Annotated in this window: 14 protein-coding genes; 4 read left to right on the forward strand and 10 right to left on the reverse strand. The window is 63.6% G+C overall.

Features of this window, described 5'->3' with window-relative positions; genetic code table 11:
• Positions 1-40 precede the first annotated feature (40 nt).
• From QF015_RS17410 to argC, 6 genes are read right to left on the reverse strand one after another with little or no spacing between them, the layout of a single operon-like run.
• The gene (locus tag QF015_RS17410; protein ID WP_011774347.1) at positions 41-577 is read right to left on the reverse strand and encodes an arginine repressor; all 537 of its coding nucleotides are present in this window, start codon (positions 575-577) and stop codon (positions 41-43) included.
• Complete coding sequence (gene argF, locus QF015_RS17415; RefSeq protein WP_429390292.1) at positions 577-1581, reverse strand: ornithine carbamoyltransferase; 1005 nt, start codon at positions 1579-1581, stop codon at positions 577-579. Before argF ends, QF015_RS17410 begins: the two co-directional genes overlap by 1 nt.
• Positions 1578-2918, reverse strand: a complete 1341-nt coding sequence (locus tag QF015_RS17420) for an acetylornithine transaminase (RefSeq protein ID WP_429390293.1) — start codon at positions 2916-2918, stop codon at positions 1578-1580. Before QF015_RS17420 ends, argF begins: the two co-directional genes overlap by 4 nt.
• Positions 2915-3874 (reverse strand): acetylglutamate kinase, encoded by a 960-nt coding sequence (gene argB / locus QF015_RS17425; protein ID WP_310201117.1) that lies wholly within the window; start codon positions 3872-3874, stop codon positions 2915-2917. Before argB ends, QF015_RS17420 begins: the two co-directional genes overlap by 4 nt.
• Positions 3875-3884: 10 nt before the next feature.
• The gene (gene argJ / locus QF015_RS17430) at positions 3885-5051 is read right to left on the reverse strand and encodes a bifunctional glutamate N-acetyltransferase/amino-acid acetyltransferase ArgJ (RefSeq protein WP_429390294.1); all 1167 of its coding nucleotides are present in this window, start codon (positions 5049-5051) and stop codon (positions 3885-3887) included.
• A complete protein-coding gene (argC, locus tag QF015_RS17435; protein WP_310201121.1) occupies positions 5048-6079 on the reverse strand; it encodes an N-acetyl-gamma-glutamyl-phosphate reductase in 1032 nt (343 codons plus the stop codon). The genes argJ and argC overlap by 4 nt, the downstream gene beginning before the upstream one ends.
• Positions 6080-6246: 167 nt before the next feature.
• Between argC and QF015_RS17440 the strand changes: the two genes are divergently transcribed.
• The 4 genes from QF015_RS17440 (at position 6247) to QF015_RS17455 (ending at position 13813) form a co-directional block, all read left to right on the forward strand.
• A complete protein-coding gene (locus QF015_RS17440; protein ID WP_310201123.1) occupies positions 6247-7335 on the forward strand; it encodes a fatty acid desaturase family protein in 1089 nt (362 codons plus the stop codon).
• An 85-nt stretch (positions 7336-7420) separates the two neighbouring features.
• Entirely contained in the window at positions 7421-8386 is a 966-nt protein-coding gene (locus QF015_RS17445) for a quinone oxidoreductase family protein (protein ID WP_310201125.1), read from the forward strand.
• 118 nt (positions 8387-8504) lie between these two features.
• Positions 8505-12461: a Pls/PosA family non-ribosomal peptide synthetase gene (locus QF015_RS17450; RefSeq protein ID WP_429390295.1), complete on the forward strand. Its 3957-nt coding sequence runs from the start codon at positions 8505-8507 to the stop codon at positions 12459-12461.
• Positions 12462-12472: 11 nt separating this feature from the next.
• Positions 12473-13813, forward strand: coding sequence for a M1 family metallopeptidase (locus QF015_RS17455; protein ID WP_429390296.1), 1341 nt, complete (start codon positions 12473-12475; stop codon positions 13811-13813).
• On the opposite strand, the gene QF015_RS17460 is transcribed toward QF015_RS17455, so the two are convergent.
• The 4 genes from QF015_RS17460 to pheS all read right to left on the reverse strand — a co-directional run bounded on the left by QF015_RS17460 (position 13810) and on the right by pheS (position 20196).
• Positions 13810-14451, reverse strand: a complete 642-nt coding sequence (locus QF015_RS17460; RefSeq protein ID WP_429390297.1) for a 4'-phosphopantetheinyl transferase family protein — start codon at positions 14449-14451, stop codon at positions 13810-13812. The genes QF015_RS17455 and QF015_RS17460 overlap by 4 nt on opposite strands.
• Before the next feature lie 1087 nt (positions 14452-15538).
• Entirely contained in the window at positions 15539-16405 is an 867-nt protein-coding gene (locus QF015_RS17465) for a trypsin-like serine peptidase (protein WP_429390298.1), read from the reverse strand.
• Between the two features lie 183 nt (positions 16406-16588).
• Positions 16589-19132: a phenylalanine--tRNA ligase subunit beta gene (gene pheT / locus QF015_RS17470; RefSeq protein WP_310201137.1), complete on the reverse strand. Its 2544-nt coding sequence runs from the start codon at positions 19130-19132 to the stop codon at positions 16589-16591.
• A gap of 2 nt (positions 19133-19134) precedes the next feature.
• Complete coding sequence (pheS, locus tag QF015_RS17475; protein ID WP_310201139.1) at positions 19135-20196, reverse strand: phenylalanine--tRNA ligase subunit alpha; 1062 nt, start codon at positions 20194-20196, stop codon at positions 19135-19137.
• Positions 20197-20214 lie beyond the last annotated feature (18 nt).

A 20214-nucleotide genomic window follows, 5' to 3' on the forward strand; every position in this document is an offset into this window, starting at 1 on the left:
GTGAAGTGGATGCTGCTGTGAATCAATGATGGAAAATCTGTTAGTTGCCCGGTCCGGCCTCTTCGGCCATGCGCAGGAACCGGGCCGCCAGTTCCGCCCCGCCATCAGGATCCCGGGCGACCAACAGCAAAGTATCGTCGCCTGCGATCGTACCCAATACAGAGGGCATCACCGAGTGGTCGACGGCCAGGGCCAGGAAGTTGGCGGCTCCGGGCGGAGTGCGGAGGACCACGATGTTGCCCGATGCCTCCGCGGTGACCAGGAGTTCGCCGCACAGCCGGGTCAACCGCGCGTCGAGGATCTCCTGGGTCACGCCGCTCTTGGCGTTACGGTCCCCGCCCTCCCCCGGAACGGCGTAAACCAAGGCTCCCTCTTTTCCGCGAACCCGGACTGCGCCGAGTTCCACGAGGTCCCTTGACAACGTGGCCTGGGTGACCTGGACGCCGTCGTCCGCCAGCAGAGCTGCAAGCTCTGCCTGGGAACGCACGGACTCCCCCGTCAGGATCGCGGTGATCCGCGCCTGGCGGGCAGTCTTGGTGGCCGGGCTGGCGCCTGGCACGGACGGGTTGGTGGACACTAGAACGTGCTCTCCCCGGTACCTTCGACCGGCGAAAGGCCTTCGACGAAAGCGAGGCCTGAGCGGTGCATCAGCCATGCCATGAGCGCTTTTTGGGCGTGGAGGCGGTTTTCGGCCTCGTCCCACACGATCGACTGCGGACCGTCGATGACGCCGGCAGAAATCTCGTAGCCGCGGTAGGCGGGAAGGCAGTGAAGCACGACGGCGTCCGGCGCAGCTTGCGCCATGGCGGCTTCATCCACCGAATAGTCACGGAAGAGCTGCATCCGGGCTTCCTTTTCGGCTTCCTGGCCCATGGAGACCCAGGTGTCTGTTGCCACGACGTCGGCACCCTTGAGGGCCTCGGCGGCGTCGTTGGTAATCAGGACCGAACCACCGGCCTCAGCCGCACGTTCCTTCGCGGCGGCGACGATGTCCGCGGCGGGCAGGTAGCCTTCCGGACCTGAAATGCGAACATGCATCCCCGCAGTGACGCCGGCCAAAAGGAAGGAGTTGGCCATGTTGTTGGCAGCGTCGCCCAGGTATGCCATGGTCAGTCCGGCCAGCTCGCCTTTGTGTTCCTTGACAGCCAGGAGGTCCGCCAGCAGCTGGCAGGGGTGGTAGTCATCGCAGAGCGCGTTGATGACGGGGACCTTGGAGTTTTCTGCCATGGCCACCAGGCCGGAGTGCGCACCTGTCCGCCACACAATGGTGGACACCATGCGTTCCAGGACCTTGGCGGTGTCCTCTACGGATTCCTTGTGGCCAATCTGCGCTTCGCCCGGGTTGATGATGAGGGCATTGCCGCCCATGTCGGCGATGCCCGTGGCGAAGGAGACACGCGTGCGGGTGGAGGTCTTGTCGAAGATCACGGCGACGGTCTTGCGGCCGTTGCCTTCCGCAGCGAAGGGCTGCACGCTGTACGGTGCGGCCTTCATCCGGACGGCAAGCTCAAGGACCTCGGCCTGCTCTGCGGGACTCAGGTCCGTGTCCTTGAGGAAGTGGCGGGTGGTTGACGTGCTCACTGTGAGTCCTTTGCGGTTTGGGCGGTGGCCGTGGCGATGAGCTCCGGCAAGGTGGACAGGAAACGGTCCGCTTGCTCGATGGTCAGGATCAGCGGGGGCGCCAGGCGGATGGTCCGGGGACCCGGGCTGTTGATGATGAAGCCGGCGTCCAGGGCTGCGGTCACCATGGCAGGTGCAACGTCGGCGTTCACGTCAAAGCCGATCAGCAGGCCTTCACCGCGAACTTCGGTGACTCCCTCCACCGCGGCCAGTCCTTCGCGCAGGTGGGCTCCTACCGTCAGAACGTTGTGCAGGACACCCTGGCTTTCGATCGCGTGCAGGGTGGCCAGCGCAGCGGCCGTCGCCACAGGGTTCCCACCGAAAGTGGTGCCGTGCTGCCCGGCGGTGAGCAGGGCCGACGTCGTGCTTCCAAAAGTGATTAATGCCCCCACCGGGAAGCCGCCGCCGAGTCCCTTGGCGAGCGTCACGGCGTCGGGCACGATGCCCGCGTCTTCGCTGGCGAGCCACTTTCCGGTACGTCCGATGCCGGTCTGGACCTCATCCAGGATCAGCAGCGCACCAGCGGCGGTGGTCGCCTCGCGGGCAGCCTGCAGGTATTCGGCGCTCAGCGGCCGTACGCCGGCTTCGCCTTGGATCGGTTCCAGGAAAACAGCCGCGGTGGAATCGTCGACGGCGGCACGCAGGGCCTCGATGTCACCGAACGGAACATGGACCACGCCACTAGGCAGTGGCTCAAACGGCGCACGATAGGCCTCTTTGGCCGTGAGCGCCAAGGCACCCATGGTGCGGCCGTGGAAAGCGCCTTCGAGGGCAATGATCTTGGTGCGCTGCCCGTCGCCATTGTTCCGGCGGGCCAGCTTGAACGCGGCTTCGTTGGCTTCCGTGCCGGAGTTCGCGAAAAACACCTTGGAACCTGCCGGTGCCTTGCTGATTGCGAGGAGCTTTTCAGCGAGGGCGATCTGCGTGGGGCTCGTGAAGAAGTTCGAAACGTGGCCGAGCGTGGCAAGCTGGCTGGAAATCACCGACGTGACGAACGGGTGGGCGTGGCCCAGTGCGTTAACGGCGATGCCGCCCAGGAGGTCAAGGTATTCCTTGCCATCTGCGTCCCACACCAGGCAACCGGCGCCACGGACCAGGACCCGCTGGGGCGTGCCGAAGACGCCCATCAGCGAGGACGAGTAGCGGGCAAGCCAGTCAGCTCCTGAGCTTTGGGAAACCAGCGTGGTTGCGGCGGCCTCCGCAGCGATGGGGGCCCCGCCCGCTTCGCGGTGCCCGGCCACACCCGGCCCCCCAGCGCTGCTGCGGCCTTGGGCTGTAGCGCTCAGTTCGGTGCTCATGCGTTCACTTCCTCATCTGGTACTACCTGGGTGCCGATGCCCGCTGTTGTGAAGGTTTCCAGCAGCATTGAGTGCGGCAGCCGCCCGTCTACGATGTGTGCTCGCTCCACGCCTTCGTCGATGGCCTTCAGGCAGGCGGCCATTTTGGGGATCATTCCCGACTCGAGGCGGGGCAGCATTTCGCGGAGTTCCGAGGCTGTCAGCGAAGAGATCAACGACGATTTGTCCGGCCAGTTGGCGTAGAGGCCTTCGACGTCCGTGAGGATGACCAGTTTGCTGGCACCCAGTGCGGAGGCAACGGCGGCAGCTGCTGTGTCCGCGTTGACGTTGAGGACCTGGCCCGTCGTGGGACCGGACCCGTTGCCGTCGTCGAGTATCTCCGGGGCAACGGTCGAGATGACCGGGATGCGGCCGGCGTCGAGGATGTCCTTGATTCCGGCGGGGTCCACTCCCACCACTTCGCCCACAAGGCCGAGATCCACTTCTTCGCCGTCAACAACCGTGCCGGTGCGAATGGCGCGCAGCAGCCCGCCATCCTCGCCGGACATGCCAACGGCGTAGGGTCCGTGGGAGTTGATGAGGCCGACGAGTTCGCGTCCAACCTGGCCGGTGAGGACCATCCGCACAACGTCCATCGCCTCGGGGGTGGTGACGCGGAGACCGCCCTTGAACTCGGACTCGATGCCCAGCCGGCCGAGCATGGAGTTGATCTGCGGGCCGCCGCCGTGGACCACCACCGGGTGGATGCCCACATGGTGGAGGAACACGATGTCCTCGGCAAAGGCACGGCGAAGGTCGTCGTTGACCATGGCGTTGCCGCCGTATTTGATCACCATGGTGGTGCCGGCAAAGCGCTGGATCCATGGCAGGGCCTCGATCAACGTGCCGGCCTTGTCCTGTGCCGTTTCCGCCGAGACGTGGCTCTTCGACGTCGTTTCGCGGGTGTGTGCAGTCATCGTCATCGGCTCAGCTCGAGTAGGCGCTGTTCTCATGCACGTAGTCATGCGTGAGGTCGTTGGTCCAGATGGTTGCCTCGGCATCGCCGGCTTGCAGGTCAATGTCGACGAGTACTTCGCGTGGCTCCAGGTCCACCAGGTTACGGTCATCGCCGATGGCGCCGTTGCGGCAGATCTGCACACCGTTCATGGCGACGTTGAGCTGATCCGCTTCGAACACGGCATCCGTGGTCCCAACAGCGGAGAGCACACGGCCCCAGTTGGGGTCCTTGCCGAAGATGGCTGCCTTGAAGAGGTTGGAGCGGGCAACTGCCCGGCTCACGATTTCGGCATCGCGTTCACTGGCTGCATTGAACGTACGGATGGCGATGTCGTGGCTGGCGCCTTCAGCGTCACCAATGAGCTTGCGTGCCAGTTCGGCGCAGACCTGGGTGACGGCTTCGCTGAGTTGCTCGGCCGACGGCAGGGCCTCGGACGCGCCCGACGCCAGCAGCACCACAGTGTCGTTGGTGGACATGCAGCCGTCCGAGTCCGTCCGGTCAAAGGTGACACGCGTGGCGTCGCGGAGGACGACGTCCAGCTCGTCCGCGGGAACCTCGGCGTCCGTAGTGAGGACTACCAGCATGGTGGCCAGGCCCGGGGCCAACATGCCGGCACCCTTGGCGATGCCGCCTACGGTGAACTGCTTGCCTTCGGCGTCCGTACCCGTGAAGACGGCTTCCTTGGACACGCTGTCCGTGGTCATGATGGCAGTGGCGGCAGCGGATCCGCCATCTTCGGACAGTTCGGCTACGGCCGCGTCCACACCCGGGATGATCTTGTCCATGGGCAACTGCTCACCGATCAGGCCGGTAGAACACACCACGACGTCGGAAGCTGAGACTCCCAACACCTCCGCCACTTTCTCGGCTGTCGAATGCGTGTTCTGGAAACCTTGCGGCCCAGTGCACGCGTTGGCGCCGCCGGAGTTCAAGACGACGGCATCCACCCGGCCATCGCTGACTACCTGGCGTGACCAGTGAACGGGTGCGGCGGCGACGCGGTTGGAGGTGAAGACGGCTGCGGCGGCCTTGGACGGGCCGTCGTTGACTACCAGCGCCAGGTCCGGGTTGCCGGATGCTTTGATGCCGGCTTTGATGCCTGCGGCGCGGAATCCCTTGGGTGCGGTAATGGTCACGGTGCAACTCCCTGCAGGTTCAGGCCGGCTGTTTCGTCCAGGCCGAGGGCAATGTTCATGGACTGCACGGCTCCGCCGGCGGTCCCCTTGGTGAGGTTGTCGATAGCGCACGTCACGATCACGCGGCCCGTGTGCGGGTCGAAGGCCAACTGCATGACGGCGTGGTTGGAAGCCTGCACCGATTTGGTGGTGGGCCATTGGCCTTCCGGCAGAAGGTGCACGAACGGCTCGTCGTCGTAGGCATCTGCCCAGGCTTGGCGGAGCTCAGTCCCAGTAACACCGTGGCCAACCTTGGCTGTAGCGGTGGTGAGGATGCCGCGGCTCATCGGGACGAGCGTCGGCGTGAACGAAACCGTCACCGGCTCACCGGCGGCGTTGGACAGACCCTGTTCGATCTCCGGGGTGTGCCGGTGGCCACCGCCCACCCCGTAAGGGCTCATCGAGCCCATGACCTCAGCGCCGATGAGGTTGACCTTGGCCGCTTTGCCGGCACCGGAGGTACCTGACGCGGACACAATCACGACGTCGTCCGTCAAAAGGAGGTTGTTGGTGAAACCGGGCGTCAAGGCGAGCAGGGCCGACGTCGGGTAGCAGCCGGGCACGGCGATGCGGGTAGCACCCTTGAGTATTTCCCGTTGGCCCGGCAACTCAGGCAGCCCGTACGGCCATGTTCCGGCGTGGGCGGAACCGTAGAACTTTTCCCACGCCGCGGCATCCTGCAAGCGGTGGTCCGCTCCGGCGTCGATAACTATTGTTCCTTCCGGCAGTTGCGCGGCAATCTCAGCAGAGGCCCCGTGCGGAAGAGCCAGGAACACGACGTCGTGGCCTGAAAGGTTCTCCACTGTGGTGTCTTCGAGAATCCGACTGGCCAAACCGTGGAGATGCGGCTGCAACTCCCCTAGTCTGGAACCGGCGTTGCTGTGCGCGGTGATGGCGCCAATGGTGACGTTCGGGTGGCCCGCCAGCAGGCGCAGCACTTCTCCTCCGGCGTAGCCGCTGGCACCGGAGACGGCAACTGAAATAGTCATGACTCCACTGTACAGCAAGAATATTCATAGATGCCGATATTTATACATGCGTTTGTGATGCGTCTCATTATTTAGGAGATTGCACGTATGCTTAGTGGAGGGTGATCCAGACCGTGCAGTCCGAACGTCGGCTGCAGCGTTGCCCGTTAGCGATACGGGGCACATTTATGTCACCCACGTCCACCGCTGAGCGTCCCAAGGCTCGCGCAATTCAACCCAATCCCGTCGTCCAGAGCTACTCTGAGCTCCTCAAGAGCGTCAAAGCCGCGGGACTCCTCGAACGCCGGAGCGGCTTTTACATCTGGGTCTTCGTGGCCCTGGTGCTCCTCATGGCAGGTACCTGGCTCGGCTTCGCCCTGATCGGCGAGTCGTGGTACCAGCTCCTGATAGCCGCTGCCGTCGGCATCCTGTGCACGCAGCTGAGCTTCCTTGCCCACGAAGCCGGGCACAAGCAGATCTTCGCGTCACGACGCGCCAACGATTGGTCAGCCCGCCTCCTGGCCACCGGCGTGGCCGGCATCAGCTATTCCTGGTGGGAACAGAAGCATGGAGCCCACCATAACCACCCCAACGTCATCTCCAAGGATCCGGACATCCGGAACAACGCCTTGGTTTTCTACGAAGATGCTGCAGCCGAGCGTAAGGGCCGCCTGGCTTTCCTCACCAAGAAGCAGGGCTGGTTCTTCTTCCCGCTCCTGACGCTCCTCGGCTTGAGCCTGCAGTTTGACTCCCTTCGCTTTGTCTTCGGCAAGCAAAAAGTACGTCACCGCTGGGTAGAAACGCCCATCCTCGTCGCAAGGCTTGCCGCCCTCCCGGTCCTGGCTTTCACTTTCCTTCCCATCGGAATGGCGTTCGCCTTCCTGGGCGTGCAGATCATGGTCTACGGCTTTTACATGGGTGCCTCGTTCGCCCCGAACCACAAGGGCATGCCCGTCCTCCCCAAGGACAGTCGCGTGGACTTCCTCAACCGCCAGATCCTGACCTCACGGAATATCTCCGGCGGCCTCTTCATGGACTTCCTCCTGGGTGGACTTAACCGGCAGGTGGAACACCACTTGTTCCCGGACATGGCCCGCCCCCACCTGTACAAGGCCACAAAGATTGTGCGCGAGTTCTGCGCCAAACACTCCATTCCCTACACCGAAACCACGCTGATGCAGTCCTACGGCATCGTGGTCCGATACCTGAATGACGTAGGCCTGGCAGCAGGCCGCGGCTTCGACTGCCCGGTGGCTTCGACGCACGGACGCTTTTAGGCGTTCCACAAGGGAAGCCCCAACTTCCCTAGGATGGAATCTGAAACCGGGCACCGGAAGGACCGTCCCGGAGTAAGGAGCCACCATGACGCACGCCATCGTTGCACAGCAGCCCGGAGGACCTGAGGTCCTCGAGTTCGCCTCCGTGGAACCACCAACGCCTGGCCCCGGCCAGCTGCTGATCAAGGTCGCAGCTGCCGGGGTCAACTTCATTGAGACCTATCAGCGCAGCGGCATCTACACAGTGGAGTACCCCTTCACTCCCGGCGCTGAAGCGGCCGGCACCGTCGAGGCTGTGGGCGAAGGCGTCGAGGAATTCTCCGTCGGCGACCGCGTGGCCACGGCCGAGGGAACCAGGACCTATGCCGAGTACGCCCTCATTGAGGCGGGTAAGGCGCTCCCGGTTCCTGACGGCGTCGACGACCATGCAGCTGCCGCCCTGCCACTGCAGGGAATCACTGCCCACTACTTGATGAATTCTTCCTTCCGCGTGGAGCCGGGGCACACCGTCCTCCTGCACGCCGGAGCCGGCGGGGTTGGCCTGCTGCTGACCCAGATGCTGAAGGCCCGCGGAGCCCGGGTAATCACTACCGTGTCCTCGGATGAGAAGGCCCGGCTGTCCGCTCTCGCCGGCGCCGACGAGGTACTGCGCTACGACGGATTTGCCGACAAGGTGCGCGAACTGACCGACGGCGAAGGCGTCAACGTGGTGTACGACGGTGTCGGCAAGGACACCTTTGACGACTCCCTGAAAAGCCTTCGCATCCGCGGAGCCATGGTGCTCTTCGGCGCGGCGTCCGGTCCGGTGCCGCCGTTCGATCCACAGCGTTTGAATGCGGCCGGTTCACTGACGCTGACCAGGCCCACCATGGCGCACTTCGTCCAGAACGCCCAGGAACGCCGGTGGCGCTCAGCGGAAATCTTCGACGCCGCCGCCAACGGCACTCTCGCTGTCAGGGTGGGGGCAACGTATCCACTCGCGGAAGCAGCCCAGGCACACAGGGACCTTGAAGGCCGCCGTACCACCGGCAAAGTCCTGCTGGTTCCCTAGCCGCCCACGCCCGGTTCCCAACGGCCAGTGACGTGCAGGCAAACAGCAGGGCAACAACGTCTGACACGCAGGAAACGTCAGACACCTTTTGTTCATCTTTCTGCGGAAAGCTGACGTCGTGAGCACAGAACATCCATTGGGGGCCGGGCCTACCCCTGCCTTGACCACATTCCGCCCCCAGTTTCCGGGAGGCTCCGCCCCGCCCGCCGAGCGCACCCTCGTGGACATCCTGACGGCAACCGCGTCGTCATTTCCTGAAGCCTCCGCGCTGGACGACGGGCACAAGTCGCTGAGCTACACGGAACTGCTCAAGGCCGTCGGCGTGTTTGCTGCGCGGCTCAACGCTGCCGGCCTGGGCCGCGGCGACAAGATCGGTGTGCGGATTCCCTCCGGCACCAATGATCTCTACATCGCCATCCTGGGGATTCTTATGGCCGGGGCTGCTTACGTTCCCGTGGATGCGGACGATCCCGACGAGCGCGCCCGCCTGGTTTTTGGTGAGGCGAAGGTGGGTGCCATCATCGCCGCGGGCCTGGACATCCAGCTTGCCGGCGATGCACGGGATCCCTTCTCCATGCCCTCCACTCCCACATTGGAGGACGATTCCTGGATCATCTTCACCTCGGGATCCACAGGTACTCCCAAGGGCGTTGCTGTCCAACACCGCTCCTCAGCCGCGTTCGTTGACGCCGAGGCCCGGATCTTCCTTCAAGCTGAGCCCATTGGGCCCCAGGACCGGGTGCTTGCCGGCCTGTCGGTAGCCTTCGACGCTTCCTGTGAGGAAATGTGGCTGGCCTGGCGGCACGGTGCTTGCCTGGTCCCGGCACCACGCGCCCTGGTTCGAACAGGCATGGACTTGGGTCCGTGGCTTATCAACCACGGCATCACCGTGGTCTCTACCGTCCCCACCCTCGCTGCACTCTGGCCGGCTGAGGCATTGGAAAACGTCCGCCTCCTCATCTTCGGTGGAGAGGCATGCCCGCCTGAACTGGCCGAAAGGCTCGCCGTCGATGGCCGCGAGGTGTGGAATACCTACGGACCCACCGAAGCGACGGTCGTTGCCTGTGCCGCTCCCCTGGGCGGACCCGGCCCCGTGCGGATCGGCCTTCCGCTGGACGGGTGGGACCTCGCCGTCGTCGATCCTCAGGGTGTCCCGGTCGCTGAAGGCGAAATTGGTGAACTGATCATCGGCGGCGTGGGTCTGGCCCGCTACCTTGATCCCGCCAAGGATGCCGAGAAGTACGCCCCCATGGCAACGCTGGGATGGGACCGGGCCTATAGATCCGGTGACTTGGTGCGCTTCGAAACCGAAGGCCTGATCTTCATGGGCCGGGCCGATGAACAGGTCAAGCTCGGTGGCCGCAGGATCGAACTGGGCGAAGTGGACGCCGCACTGCAGTCCTTGCCCGGCGTCGCCGGCGCGGCAGCAGCTGTACAGACCACGGCTGCCGGCAACCAAATCCTTGTCGGGTATCTGGCGCTGGCCGACGGACATGATTTGTCCATGGACGAGGCCCGCCGACTGCTGGGTGAGAGCCTCCCGGCTGCGTTGATCCCCCTGCTGACCGTCGTGGACTCGCTGCCTACCAAGACCAGCGGAAAGGTCGACCGTCACGCGTTGCCGTGGCCCCTGGCTGGAGCCGGCGCTGCCGAAGCCGGGAACGCGCCGCTGAACCTGCCCGATGACGCCCGCTGGGTGGTCGAGCAGTGGGAGTCTGTCCTCGGAAGTCCCGTCACTTCGCTCGACGCCGACTTCTTCGCCTACGGTGGCGGTTCTTTGGCGGCAGCCCAGCTCGTTTCTGCCCTCCGCGTCAGATACCCCACCATCACCGTGGCGGACATTTATGCCACGCCGCGCGTCGGCGCTTTGATCGATGCCGCCCGGCAATCACTTCCCGACGGCGGGGTGCCGGGTCCGGCTGCAGAGCGGACAGTGCGGCCTACGGCGCTGAAGTCTCAGATTTTCCAGGTGCTGATGGGTGTACCCCTCCACATCCTGGTCGGCATGCGCTGGCTCACCTACCTCATGGCGGCCAACAGGTTGCTGGCCGACTTCGCCGGGTTTTCAGCCGTCCCCGTCGTTTCATGGTGGTGGATCGCTGCATCATGGCTGGTCTTCGTCAGCCCTCTGGGTCGGATGGCGATCTCCGTGGCCGCCGCCCGCATGCTGCTCGGCAGGATCAGGCCCGGAACTTACCCGCGCTCGGGCAAAACCCACCTTCGCCTGTGGCTTGCTGAGCAGATACAAGATCTCTCCGGCGCCATTGGCCTGGCCAGCGCCCCATTCGTGCCCTACTACGCCCGCGCCCTCGGGGCAAAGATCGGCAAGGATGTGCACCTGCACTCACTGCCGCCGGTCACCGGCCTGCTGTCCTTGGGCAGCGGAGCCAACATCGAACCGGAAGTTGACCTTTCGGGCTGGTGGGTGGACGGTGACTCCGTCCATATCGGCCCGATCCACGTGGGCGCCGGTGCAGTTGTGGGGGCTCGGAGCACCCTGATGCCCGGAGCCACCATCGGTGCAGGTGCCCGCGTCGATGCCGGATCCGCCGTCCTGGGCAAAGTGAAAGCCGGACACCTGGCGGCCGGCTCACCCGCCGAGCGCCGCGGCAAAGCCAAGCACGACTGGCCGGAAACAGTCAGCAGGCGGCCTGTGATTGACCGGCTGTGGTTCTCCGCCTTCGCCAGCGCTTCGGCCTTGCTGGCTCTCATCCCCTACATTTCCGCGTTCGCCGGCGCTCTGGTGGTCTTGGCTTTCATCCGGGACCACGAGTCATTGGAAACAGCCCTTCCACAGATCGCCCTGGCCGTTCCGCTCGCTGCTTTGGTGTGGTTCTTCGGCAACCTGGTATTGATTCTGATTGTTGCCAGGCTGCTCGGGCTGGGCCTGAAAGAGGGCTACTACCGGGTGCGCAGCCGCATCGGTTGGCAGGTGTGGGCCACCGAACGCCTCCTGGACATGGCAAGGGACCTCCTCTTCCCCGTCTACGCGAGCCTCTTCACGCCTCTTTGGTTGCGGCTCCTTGGCGCCAAGGTAGGCAAGAACGTGGAAGCCTCAACGGTGCTCCTTGTTCCCAAAATGACCACCATCGGCGACGGCGCCTTCCTGGCCGACGACACCATGGTGGCCTCCTATGAACTTGGTGGGGGCTGGATGAAAATCGCCCCGGCCAAGATCGGTAAGCGCTCTTTCCTGGGCAACTCCGGCATGACGGCCGCGGGACGGAACGTGCCCAAGAACTCCCTCGTCGCGGTGCTCTCTGCCACGCCGGCCAAGGCAAAGTCCGGCACCTCATGGCTGGGCAGTCCGCCCGTCAGGCTGCGCCGCACCGCCGTCGATGCTGACCAGACCCGCACCTTCCGCCCGGCCCTCAAGCTCAAAATCGCAAGGGCGCTCTGGGAACTCTGCCGACTGATCCCCGTCATCCTCACAGTGGCAATCGCCGTCGGCGCGATGCTGGTCCTGGACTGGATCGCGCGCGGTTGGGGCTACTGGATCGCGGCAGTGCTGGGCGGCGTGGTGATGCTGGCGGCAGGAGCGGTGGCAGCGCTCAGCTCCATCATGGCCAAGTGGGTGCTGGTGGGAACCATTCGCGCCGGCGAGCACCCCCTGTGGAGCTCGTTTATCTGGCGGAATGAAGTAGTTGATACGTTCATCGAAATGGTCAGCGCTCCGTGGTTCGCCCGATCGGCCGCCGGAACTCCTGCCTTGGTGTGGTGGCTCCGCGGGCTGGGAGCGAAGATCGGCCGCGGAACGTGGTGCGAAAGCTACTGGCTCCCCGAAGCCGATCTGGTGACACTTGGAGAGAATTCCACGGTCAACCGCGGCTGCGTTGTCCAGACGCACCTGTTCCACGACCGGGTCATGAGCCTGGACACGGTAACGCTCGGTAACGGAGCCACCATGGGTCCGCACGGCGTGATCCTCCCCGCCGCCAGCATCGGCGACGGCGGTACTGTTGGTCCGGCGTCGTTGGTCATGCGGGGCGAAACCGTCCCGGCGGGGACGTACTGGATGGGCAACCCTGTCAGCCCGTGGGTAGGCCCGTCCGCACAAGCTCCCCGTCTCAAGTAGATTGGGACACAATGACCGCACCCATCAGCACCCACACCCCAGCCGACCCCTACACCCTGGACCACGGCAGCACCAGCTACCGTGTGGACCGTTATGAGTTGGAGCTCGATGTCAGGTTGGGCAGCAATAAGCTCATCGGCAAAGCGGTCCTGCGATGCACGGCCTTGGCAGCTACGCCGCAGATCGTCCTGGACCTGGTGGGCCTGAGGGCAAGCAAAGTTCAGCTGGACGGCAAGAAGCTCCAGAAGTTCAGCCACAGGGCAGAACACCTCGTGCTCTCCCCGGCATCCCCGTTGAAGCCTGGCCAGCAGTTCTCGTTGGAGATCCGCTACGACGGCAACCCCCAGCCGCGCCGCGGCCTTTGGGGCGATGTGGGCTGGGAAGAACTGAACGATGGCGTCCTGGTGGCCGGCCAGCCCAACGGCGCGGCCTCCTGGTTCCCTTGCAATGACCACCCCCGCTACAAGTCCAGTTTCCTCATGTCTGTGACCACCGACGACAACTACCGGCCGGTGTGCAACGGGAAATTGGTGTCCCACTCCCGCAAGTCCAGCCGGGAAACGTGGGTTTACGAGCAAACCGAACCGATGGCCACCTACTTGGCTACTGTTCAGATTGGTCGCTACGCGCGGGTCCCACTCCATGTGGACGACACCCATCACCGGGTCCCCCAGTTCGTCGCAGTCACTCCCGAAATGGCCGCGGATGCCCTTCACGGCCTGCGACGCCAACCGGACATGATGCGGACGTTCGAGGATTGCTTCGGCCCCTACCCGTTCACCGATTACACCTCGGTGGTGACTGAAGACGAACTGGAAATCCCGCTGGAAGCCCAGACCGTCTCCATCTTTGGCCGGAACCACATGCGTGACGCCTGGGATTCCCAGCGCCTGATCGCCCACGAACTCTCCCACCAGTGGTTTGGAAACTCCTTGACCGTCAGCAGCTGGAAAGACATCTGGCTGCATGAAGGGTTCGCCTGCTACGCGGAGTGGTTGTGGTCCGAAGAATCCCGGACCATGACTGTTGCTGCGCGGGCGACGGCCGCGTGGAAAAGGCTCGACGCCGGGCCGCAGGACCTGCTGGTCGGAGACCCCGGCCCTGAGCTGATGTTCGATGACCGCGTCTATAAACGTGGGGCCCTAGCCGTGCATGCTGTGCGGATGGCGGCCGGGGATGAGGCGTTCTTCGGCTTCCTGCAGCACTGGACTGCCACCAACCGATATGGCTCAGTGTCGACGGAGGCGTTCATTGAGGCTGCGGATTCGTTCATTCCGGGCTTTGATGCCGCGTCGATCCTTCGGCCGTGGCTCTACGAGGCTGCGCTTCCGCCGCTGCCTTCAGCGCGCTAGCCCAGTGCCAAGGCGGCTACCAAACCGTCAGGCAGTGCCCTTTCCGTGACATCCCGCAGGCCGGGCAGGTCCAGCACATCCAGCTCTGCGGGGTTGCGCCTCAGGCCCTCCCCCGTCATCTTCAGCCACGCCTCTTTGCGTGCCCACAGGCGCGCGCGCTGACTGTCTCGCTCCTGATCCGGGATGGTGGACAGGAAGCGTTTCTCGGTTGCGGTCAGCGCGACGTCGTCGAAGCCTTCGAAGGTTGCTTTGCCAGTCGATTCAAGATCCACTCCCAGCCGGAGTTCTTCGGGAGCATGCACGACGCCGGCCAGTAGTACCCAGCCCGACGCCCGGGATGCACTGAGCGCCAGAGGTGCGGGGCCGCCGTCGAGCATGAACCCTGGGCGACCATGGTCCTGGCCGGGGCCGCACCGCGGACAGTGATAGTCAGGAACGAGTCGAGCAGGATCCACTTCGAGGAGCGCAGCGGCAAAGTCCAGCAAGGCCACCCGCCCTGCAATGAACTCTTCACGGTCTGCGGGGTTGGCGTAGCGAAGGGCGCGCTCGAGGGCCAGCCGGCCGAGCAGTTCAAGCGCGTCTCCTGCGCCGGGCGTCTCATCGAGCCTCCGCAGGTCAAGCACCGGATTCTGCATCATGCCCTCCTCTCACGGCTAAGTCCCCAGCCCACTGTCGCAACAGCTATGGGTGGATTTCTCCCTTCTGTGAGGCTTCAAACGACTCTGCCATCGCCCCGTGTCTATGCCCAAATCGGGTTCCGTACGACAGGTGTTAGACCATCCTGACAGGCGCTAAATGGAGAAGTGGCCTTTCACCTGTGAAAGCTTTTCTCGGGCCCCAAAAATTGCAGAATGCCAACAAGTTCGAAACTTGAGGAAGTGCAAGACTCACGCGGCCGAGGCGACCACCCGCGGGATTCTGTACAGAGAAAAGTCCGATTACGGACATCTAAGCCGGCTTTTTGTCTTTCGACGACACCCTTCCGCGGTCAGGAACCCACCCTAAAGCCTTCGAGCCTGCCCCGGCGGCGGGAGTCTTTGACGGTTCCAACGCGTGGATAGGTGGGTCGTTCCTGAGTAGGACATCGACACCCTTGCCGCCGTTCAGGAAAGTCTCGGCAATACTGCCAGAAACAACATTTCAGGCTTGTCCTACGGCACGCTGACGGCCCAGGCTGCGGCCGTTGAAGGTGTGGCCGTAGACAGCGTCAATCTCCATGCTGGCTGAGAGGGCCTCAGTATGGGTTTACTTGGGGTCAGAACTGTTCCAATTCGAAGAAGACCGACATCAAAGTCAGGCAGAGGGCTGACACAAAACCAGCCAGGCAACCAACACCGAGAATGTTGAAGCCGATAGAAAACCAGCGCGCCTCGCCCGTTGTGTCGCGGAGCAGTACGTGTCCACCACAGGTTTCGTCCCTCAGCTATAAGCTAGGGAGCGTCTCACGGGCCCGGATGTAGCTCCCGACCGCGGCGTGCTTAGACCCCTACGTTTCTTTCGTTCTGGAGGTGGTCCGCACTCCAGCCCTCCCGATGTGGTCCGTGCACAGTCGCAAGTGCTCACAAACGAGGACATTTGCACCTAAATCTACCCTCCCCCCTTTGTAGCTGTGGCCCCTGCAAACTGTAGCTTGTGTCTGGCGGGCTCCTATTCGCCAAAGCAAGTGTTCCCCGCAGCCATAAAGATGCTGCGGGGAACACCCGTTGGCGGATTAACTCAGCCTCGCTATTTCACCGACGTCAGGTAGTTCGCCAGCGTAGGCGTGATGCGGGTGCCCGAGTTGGAGCTTCCGCCGTTGGTGTGGATGGCCATGATGGTGTTGGAGCTGTTGTAGACGGGGGCACCACTCTGGCCACCATAGGTATCCATCTTGTAGTAGACCTTCTCCGTGGTGGTGCTCTCTATGGGTCCGGTCATGGACCACATGGTGCCGAATGCTTTATCCCCCGGGTAGCCGCGCACCGTTGTGCTGGTGCCATTCAGGCTGGCGGTGGTACCGGTGTAGTTAAGCCAGCCTGTGGTGTTGCCGATGGTGCAGTCGAGTTTGATGACGCCCCAGTCTGCGTTGGTGTTCGCGGAGTCGATCCAGCGCTGGTCCGTCAGCAGTTGCGTGGCGCCGCAGGTACCGTAGGGATCGGTTGATCCATTCCGCCCCGGAGCAACTTTGACGCCCCAGGAGTAGTCAGCTGTCGATCCCGTGCCGCCCTCATGCACGCAGTGCCCAGCAGTCAGCACGGTGTCATCGGAAATCAGGGCACCGGAGCAGATGTAGCCGCCGTTGAATTCAATCTGCACGATGGAACGGTTGGGGGCTGCCGTGGTGTTGGTAATCCTGACTCGGCCATCAGCGCCGATGACTGAATCCGTTGAAGCGCCGCCATTCTTGGACGGTGCGGCGATTGTGTACTTGTCGGCCAACGGTGAGGCGGCAGATCCGGACACCTGCGACTGGTCCACCGTGTGCGATACAGGCTGGACCTCAGCGGCGGCCACTTGCGGCGTCGACTCTGACGCTACAGCGGCTCCTCCAAGCGAGGACGTCAAAGCCATCACTGCAGCTCCGACAAGCAAAGCAACGTTCTGCTTCTTCATGGGTACCTTTCAAGGGACGGCTCTCAGCGAGCCGTACGAGGGATGTGATACACATGTTTCACATGTGCATGACAAAACTGTCATACAAATGTGAATAGTCTGTCAAGATGCTGCGAGCTCAATCTCGATAAAAGAAAATCCCCGGAACCATCAGGTTCCGGGGATTCACTCGGCAACAGGGAGCTAGCGCTGGACTGCTCCGAAACGCTCGGCGGCGACAGCGACGGCTGCCGCGCGGGCTTCAGAAGCCTCATCAGCCGTCAGCGTGCGGTCATCGGCACGGAAACGCAAGCCGAAGGCCAGCGATTTCTTGCCTTCGTCGATGCCGGGACCCGCGTAGACATCGAACAACGCGACGTCTTCGAGGAGTTCGCCGGCACCTTCTCGAAGGGCAGCCAGAACCCGGTCGGCCGGCACATCCTGCGGAACCACCAAGGCAACATCCTGCGTCGCAACGGGGAATCCGGAGATGTGCTTGGCCACAATCACGTCAGCAGCAGCTTCGAACAACGCTTCCACGTTGACCTCCAGAGCCACGGAGCGTGCGGGCATGTCCTGAGCCGCCAGGAGCTTGGGGTGCAACTCTCCTGCGTAGCCCACGACATCGCCATTGCGCAGCGCGAGTTGGGCTGCACGGCCGGGGTGGAATGCCTGGTGGCTGCCCTGGCTGACGACCAGCTCGACACCCAAAACATCTGCAATGAGGCGTGCCACGTCAACAGCGTCTGCCCAGTCCCAAACACGCGGAGTGTGGGTAGCGGCAGCCGGAGAATCGTGGCCAGTCAAGACAGCCGCGACGTGCAGCGGCTGGGGCGGAACGCCGTCGTACAGCGCATCCAGAACCTCATCGGAGGGCTTGACGCCCAAGGGCGGAATGGAATCCGTGCCCAGCTTTTCGCCCGGAAGGAAGACCGAACCCGCCTCGTACACAGCCAGGTCACGGAAGCCGCGTGAGTGGTTGCGGCGGGCAACCTCGATCAGGCCCGGGAGGATGGACGTCCGCAGGTAGCCGTGTTCCTCACTGATCGGGTTGGCGAGCTTGAGGGCCGGACGCGCAGCGCCTTCAGCAGCAACGCCAAAAGTGTCGTTGGCTGCCTTGGAAACGAACGGGTAGGACAGCACCTCGGTGAGCCCTGCATCAGCCAAGGCCTGGACGACCCGGCGCTTCTGCTGCTGGCTGCGGCTCAGGCCACGGCCTGGAGGCGCCACCGGAAGAGTCGAGGGGATGTTGTCGTAGCCGACAAGGCGCGCGATTTCCTCGGACAGGTCTTCCTTGGTTTCGAGGTCATTGCGCCAGCTGGGGGCCGTGACCCTGTAACCGGCGGCAGTTTTTTCAACCACAGCGCCAAGGTCCACAAGGGACGTGATGATCTGCTCTTCAGTGAAGTCGATGCCGATACGGGCGGAGGCGAACTCTGCCGGCAGTTCAATGGTGACCGCATCTGGGGCGGTTCCGACGTCGGTCCCCGCCTCATCTGCCGTACCACCGGCAAGCTCAACCAACAGGTCAACCACGCGCTGGGCAGCAATATTCGCAACATGCCAGTCAACGCCGCGCTCGAAGCGCTTGGAGGCTTCGGAGGGCAGCTTGTGGCGGCGACGGGAGCGGGCAATCGACACTTCGTCGAAGTGCGCGGCTTCCACCAGGATGTTGGTAGTGGAGTCCGACACCTCAGTGTGGGCTCCTCCCATCACGCCGGCGATGCCGATGGCACCCGAGTCATCGGTGATCAGCAGGTCCTCGACGTCGAGCGTGCGCTCCTTGTCATCGAGGGTGGTGATCTTCTCCCCCGCCACTGCACGACGCACCACGATGTCGCCCGCGAGCTTGTCGAGGTCGTAGCAGTGGTTGGGCTGTCCCAGCTCCAGCATGACGTAGTTGGAGATATCAACCGGCAGCGAGATGGAACGAACGCCGGCCAGACGAAGGCGCGCGGACATCCACGGCGGTGTGGGACGTGATGGGTCAACGCCACGCACCGTGCGGGCCACGAAGCGGTCGCAGCCTGGCTTGCCGTAAATGGGGGCGTCGTCGTTGAGCTTGACGCCGTAGCCACCCTGCAAGGTAGCCGGCGCGCTGACCTTGGACGCGGGATCCACGAACGAGGTTCCCGTAGCGTGCGCGTACTCGCGAGCGACGCCCCGGATCGAGAACGCGTAGCCGCGGTCAGGGGTCACGTTGATTTCGGCAGCCTGGTCGTAGAGGCCAAGGAGTTCCATGGCGTCCGTGCCGATTTCCGGGTCAAGGCCAATGCGGGAGAGGACCAGGATGCCGTCGTGGTCATCGCCGATGCCCAGCTCGCGGACGGAAGCGATCATGCCCGCGGACAGGTGACCGTAGGTCTTGCGGGCTGAGATCTTGAAGTTTCCTGGCAGGACAGCTCCGGGAAGGGTAACTACGACCTTGTCGCCCTCAACAAAGTTGTGGGCACCGCAAATGATTCCCTGCACTCCGGAAGGGTCAATGCCCTCACCTTTGAGCGTCTGTTCCTGTCCCTCGGGAACGACGCGGACCTGGCACCAGTTGATCGTCTTGCCGTTGGACTGCGGCTCCTTGACCAGGCTCAGGACCTGGCCCACGACGATGGGCCCCGAGAGCTCGTCCGTAGGACGGTGGACTTCTTCTTCTTCAAAGCCGACCTTGACCAGGTCTGCCATGACGTCTTCGGCCGTTGCATCGGCCGGAACCTGCGCGAATTCACGCAGCCAGGAAAGTGGGATACGCACTGTTAGATCTCCATCCCGAAGTGCTCGCTGAAACGTACGTCGCCTTCGATCATGTCGCGCATATCGCCGACCTCGTTGCGGAACATGAGCGTGCGCTCAATGCCCATGCCGAAGGCAAAACCTGAATAGATGTCCGGATCGATGCCCGCTGCACGGAGGACGTTGGGGTTGACCATGCCACAACCACCCCACTCGATCCAGCGCGGACCGCCCTTGGCACCCGGGTGCCAGATGTCCAGTTCCGCGGAAGGCTCCGTGAACGGGAAGTAGTTGGGGCGCAGACGGATGGAGGCTTCGTCGCCGAACATCTGGCGGGCGAAGTGCTCCAACGTGCCGCGCAGGTCAGCCATGCTGAGGTCCTTGTCGATCGCCAGTCCCTCGAACTGGTGGAAGACCGGCGTGTGCGTGGCGTCCAACTCATCCGTGCGGAACACCTTGCCGGGGCACAGCACGTAGATGGGGACTTCACGTTCCAGCATGGAACGGACTTGCACCGGGGATGTGTGGGTACGCATCAGCAGGTGGGCTTCCGGGGGCTCCACGAAGAACGTGTCCTGCATTTCGCGGGCCGGGTGGTCCGGCTTGAAGTTCAAAGCGTCGAAGTTGAACCACTCCGACTCCACCTCGGGACCTTCGGCAATCTCCCAGCCCATGCCAACGAAGATGTCCGAGACGCGGTCCTGCAACGTGGACAGCGGGTGGCGTGCACCTGCACGACGACGTCGCGGAGCGGCCGTCACATCAACGGTCTCTTCGACCAGGATGCGGGCGTCGTTCTCGGCCTCCAGGACCTCCGTCCGGGCTGCGAGCGCCTGGTTGACGCGGCCACGGGAGGACCCCATCAGCTTGCCGGCCGCAGCTTTGTGCTCCTTGGCGAGCCCACCGATTTCACGGTTGGCCAGGCTCAGGGGCGACTTCTCGCCGGTGTGGGCGAGGCGGACAGCCTTGAGTTCTTCGAGGGAGGAAGCGGCTGCTATTGCGGCGATGGCGTCCTCGACGGCGGCGGTGATGGCGGCTTCGTCCAGCGGATTCGGGACGGCAGCGCCTGGCAAAGTTTCAGTCATCTACTGTTCTTAGCTACG

The organism is Paenarthrobacter sp. TE4293 (assembly GCF_050435325.1).
In the GTDB taxonomy this organism is placed as follows: Bacteria; Actinomycetota; Actinomycetes; order Actinomycetales; family Micrococcaceae; genus Arthrobacter; species Arthrobacter nitroguajacolicus_C.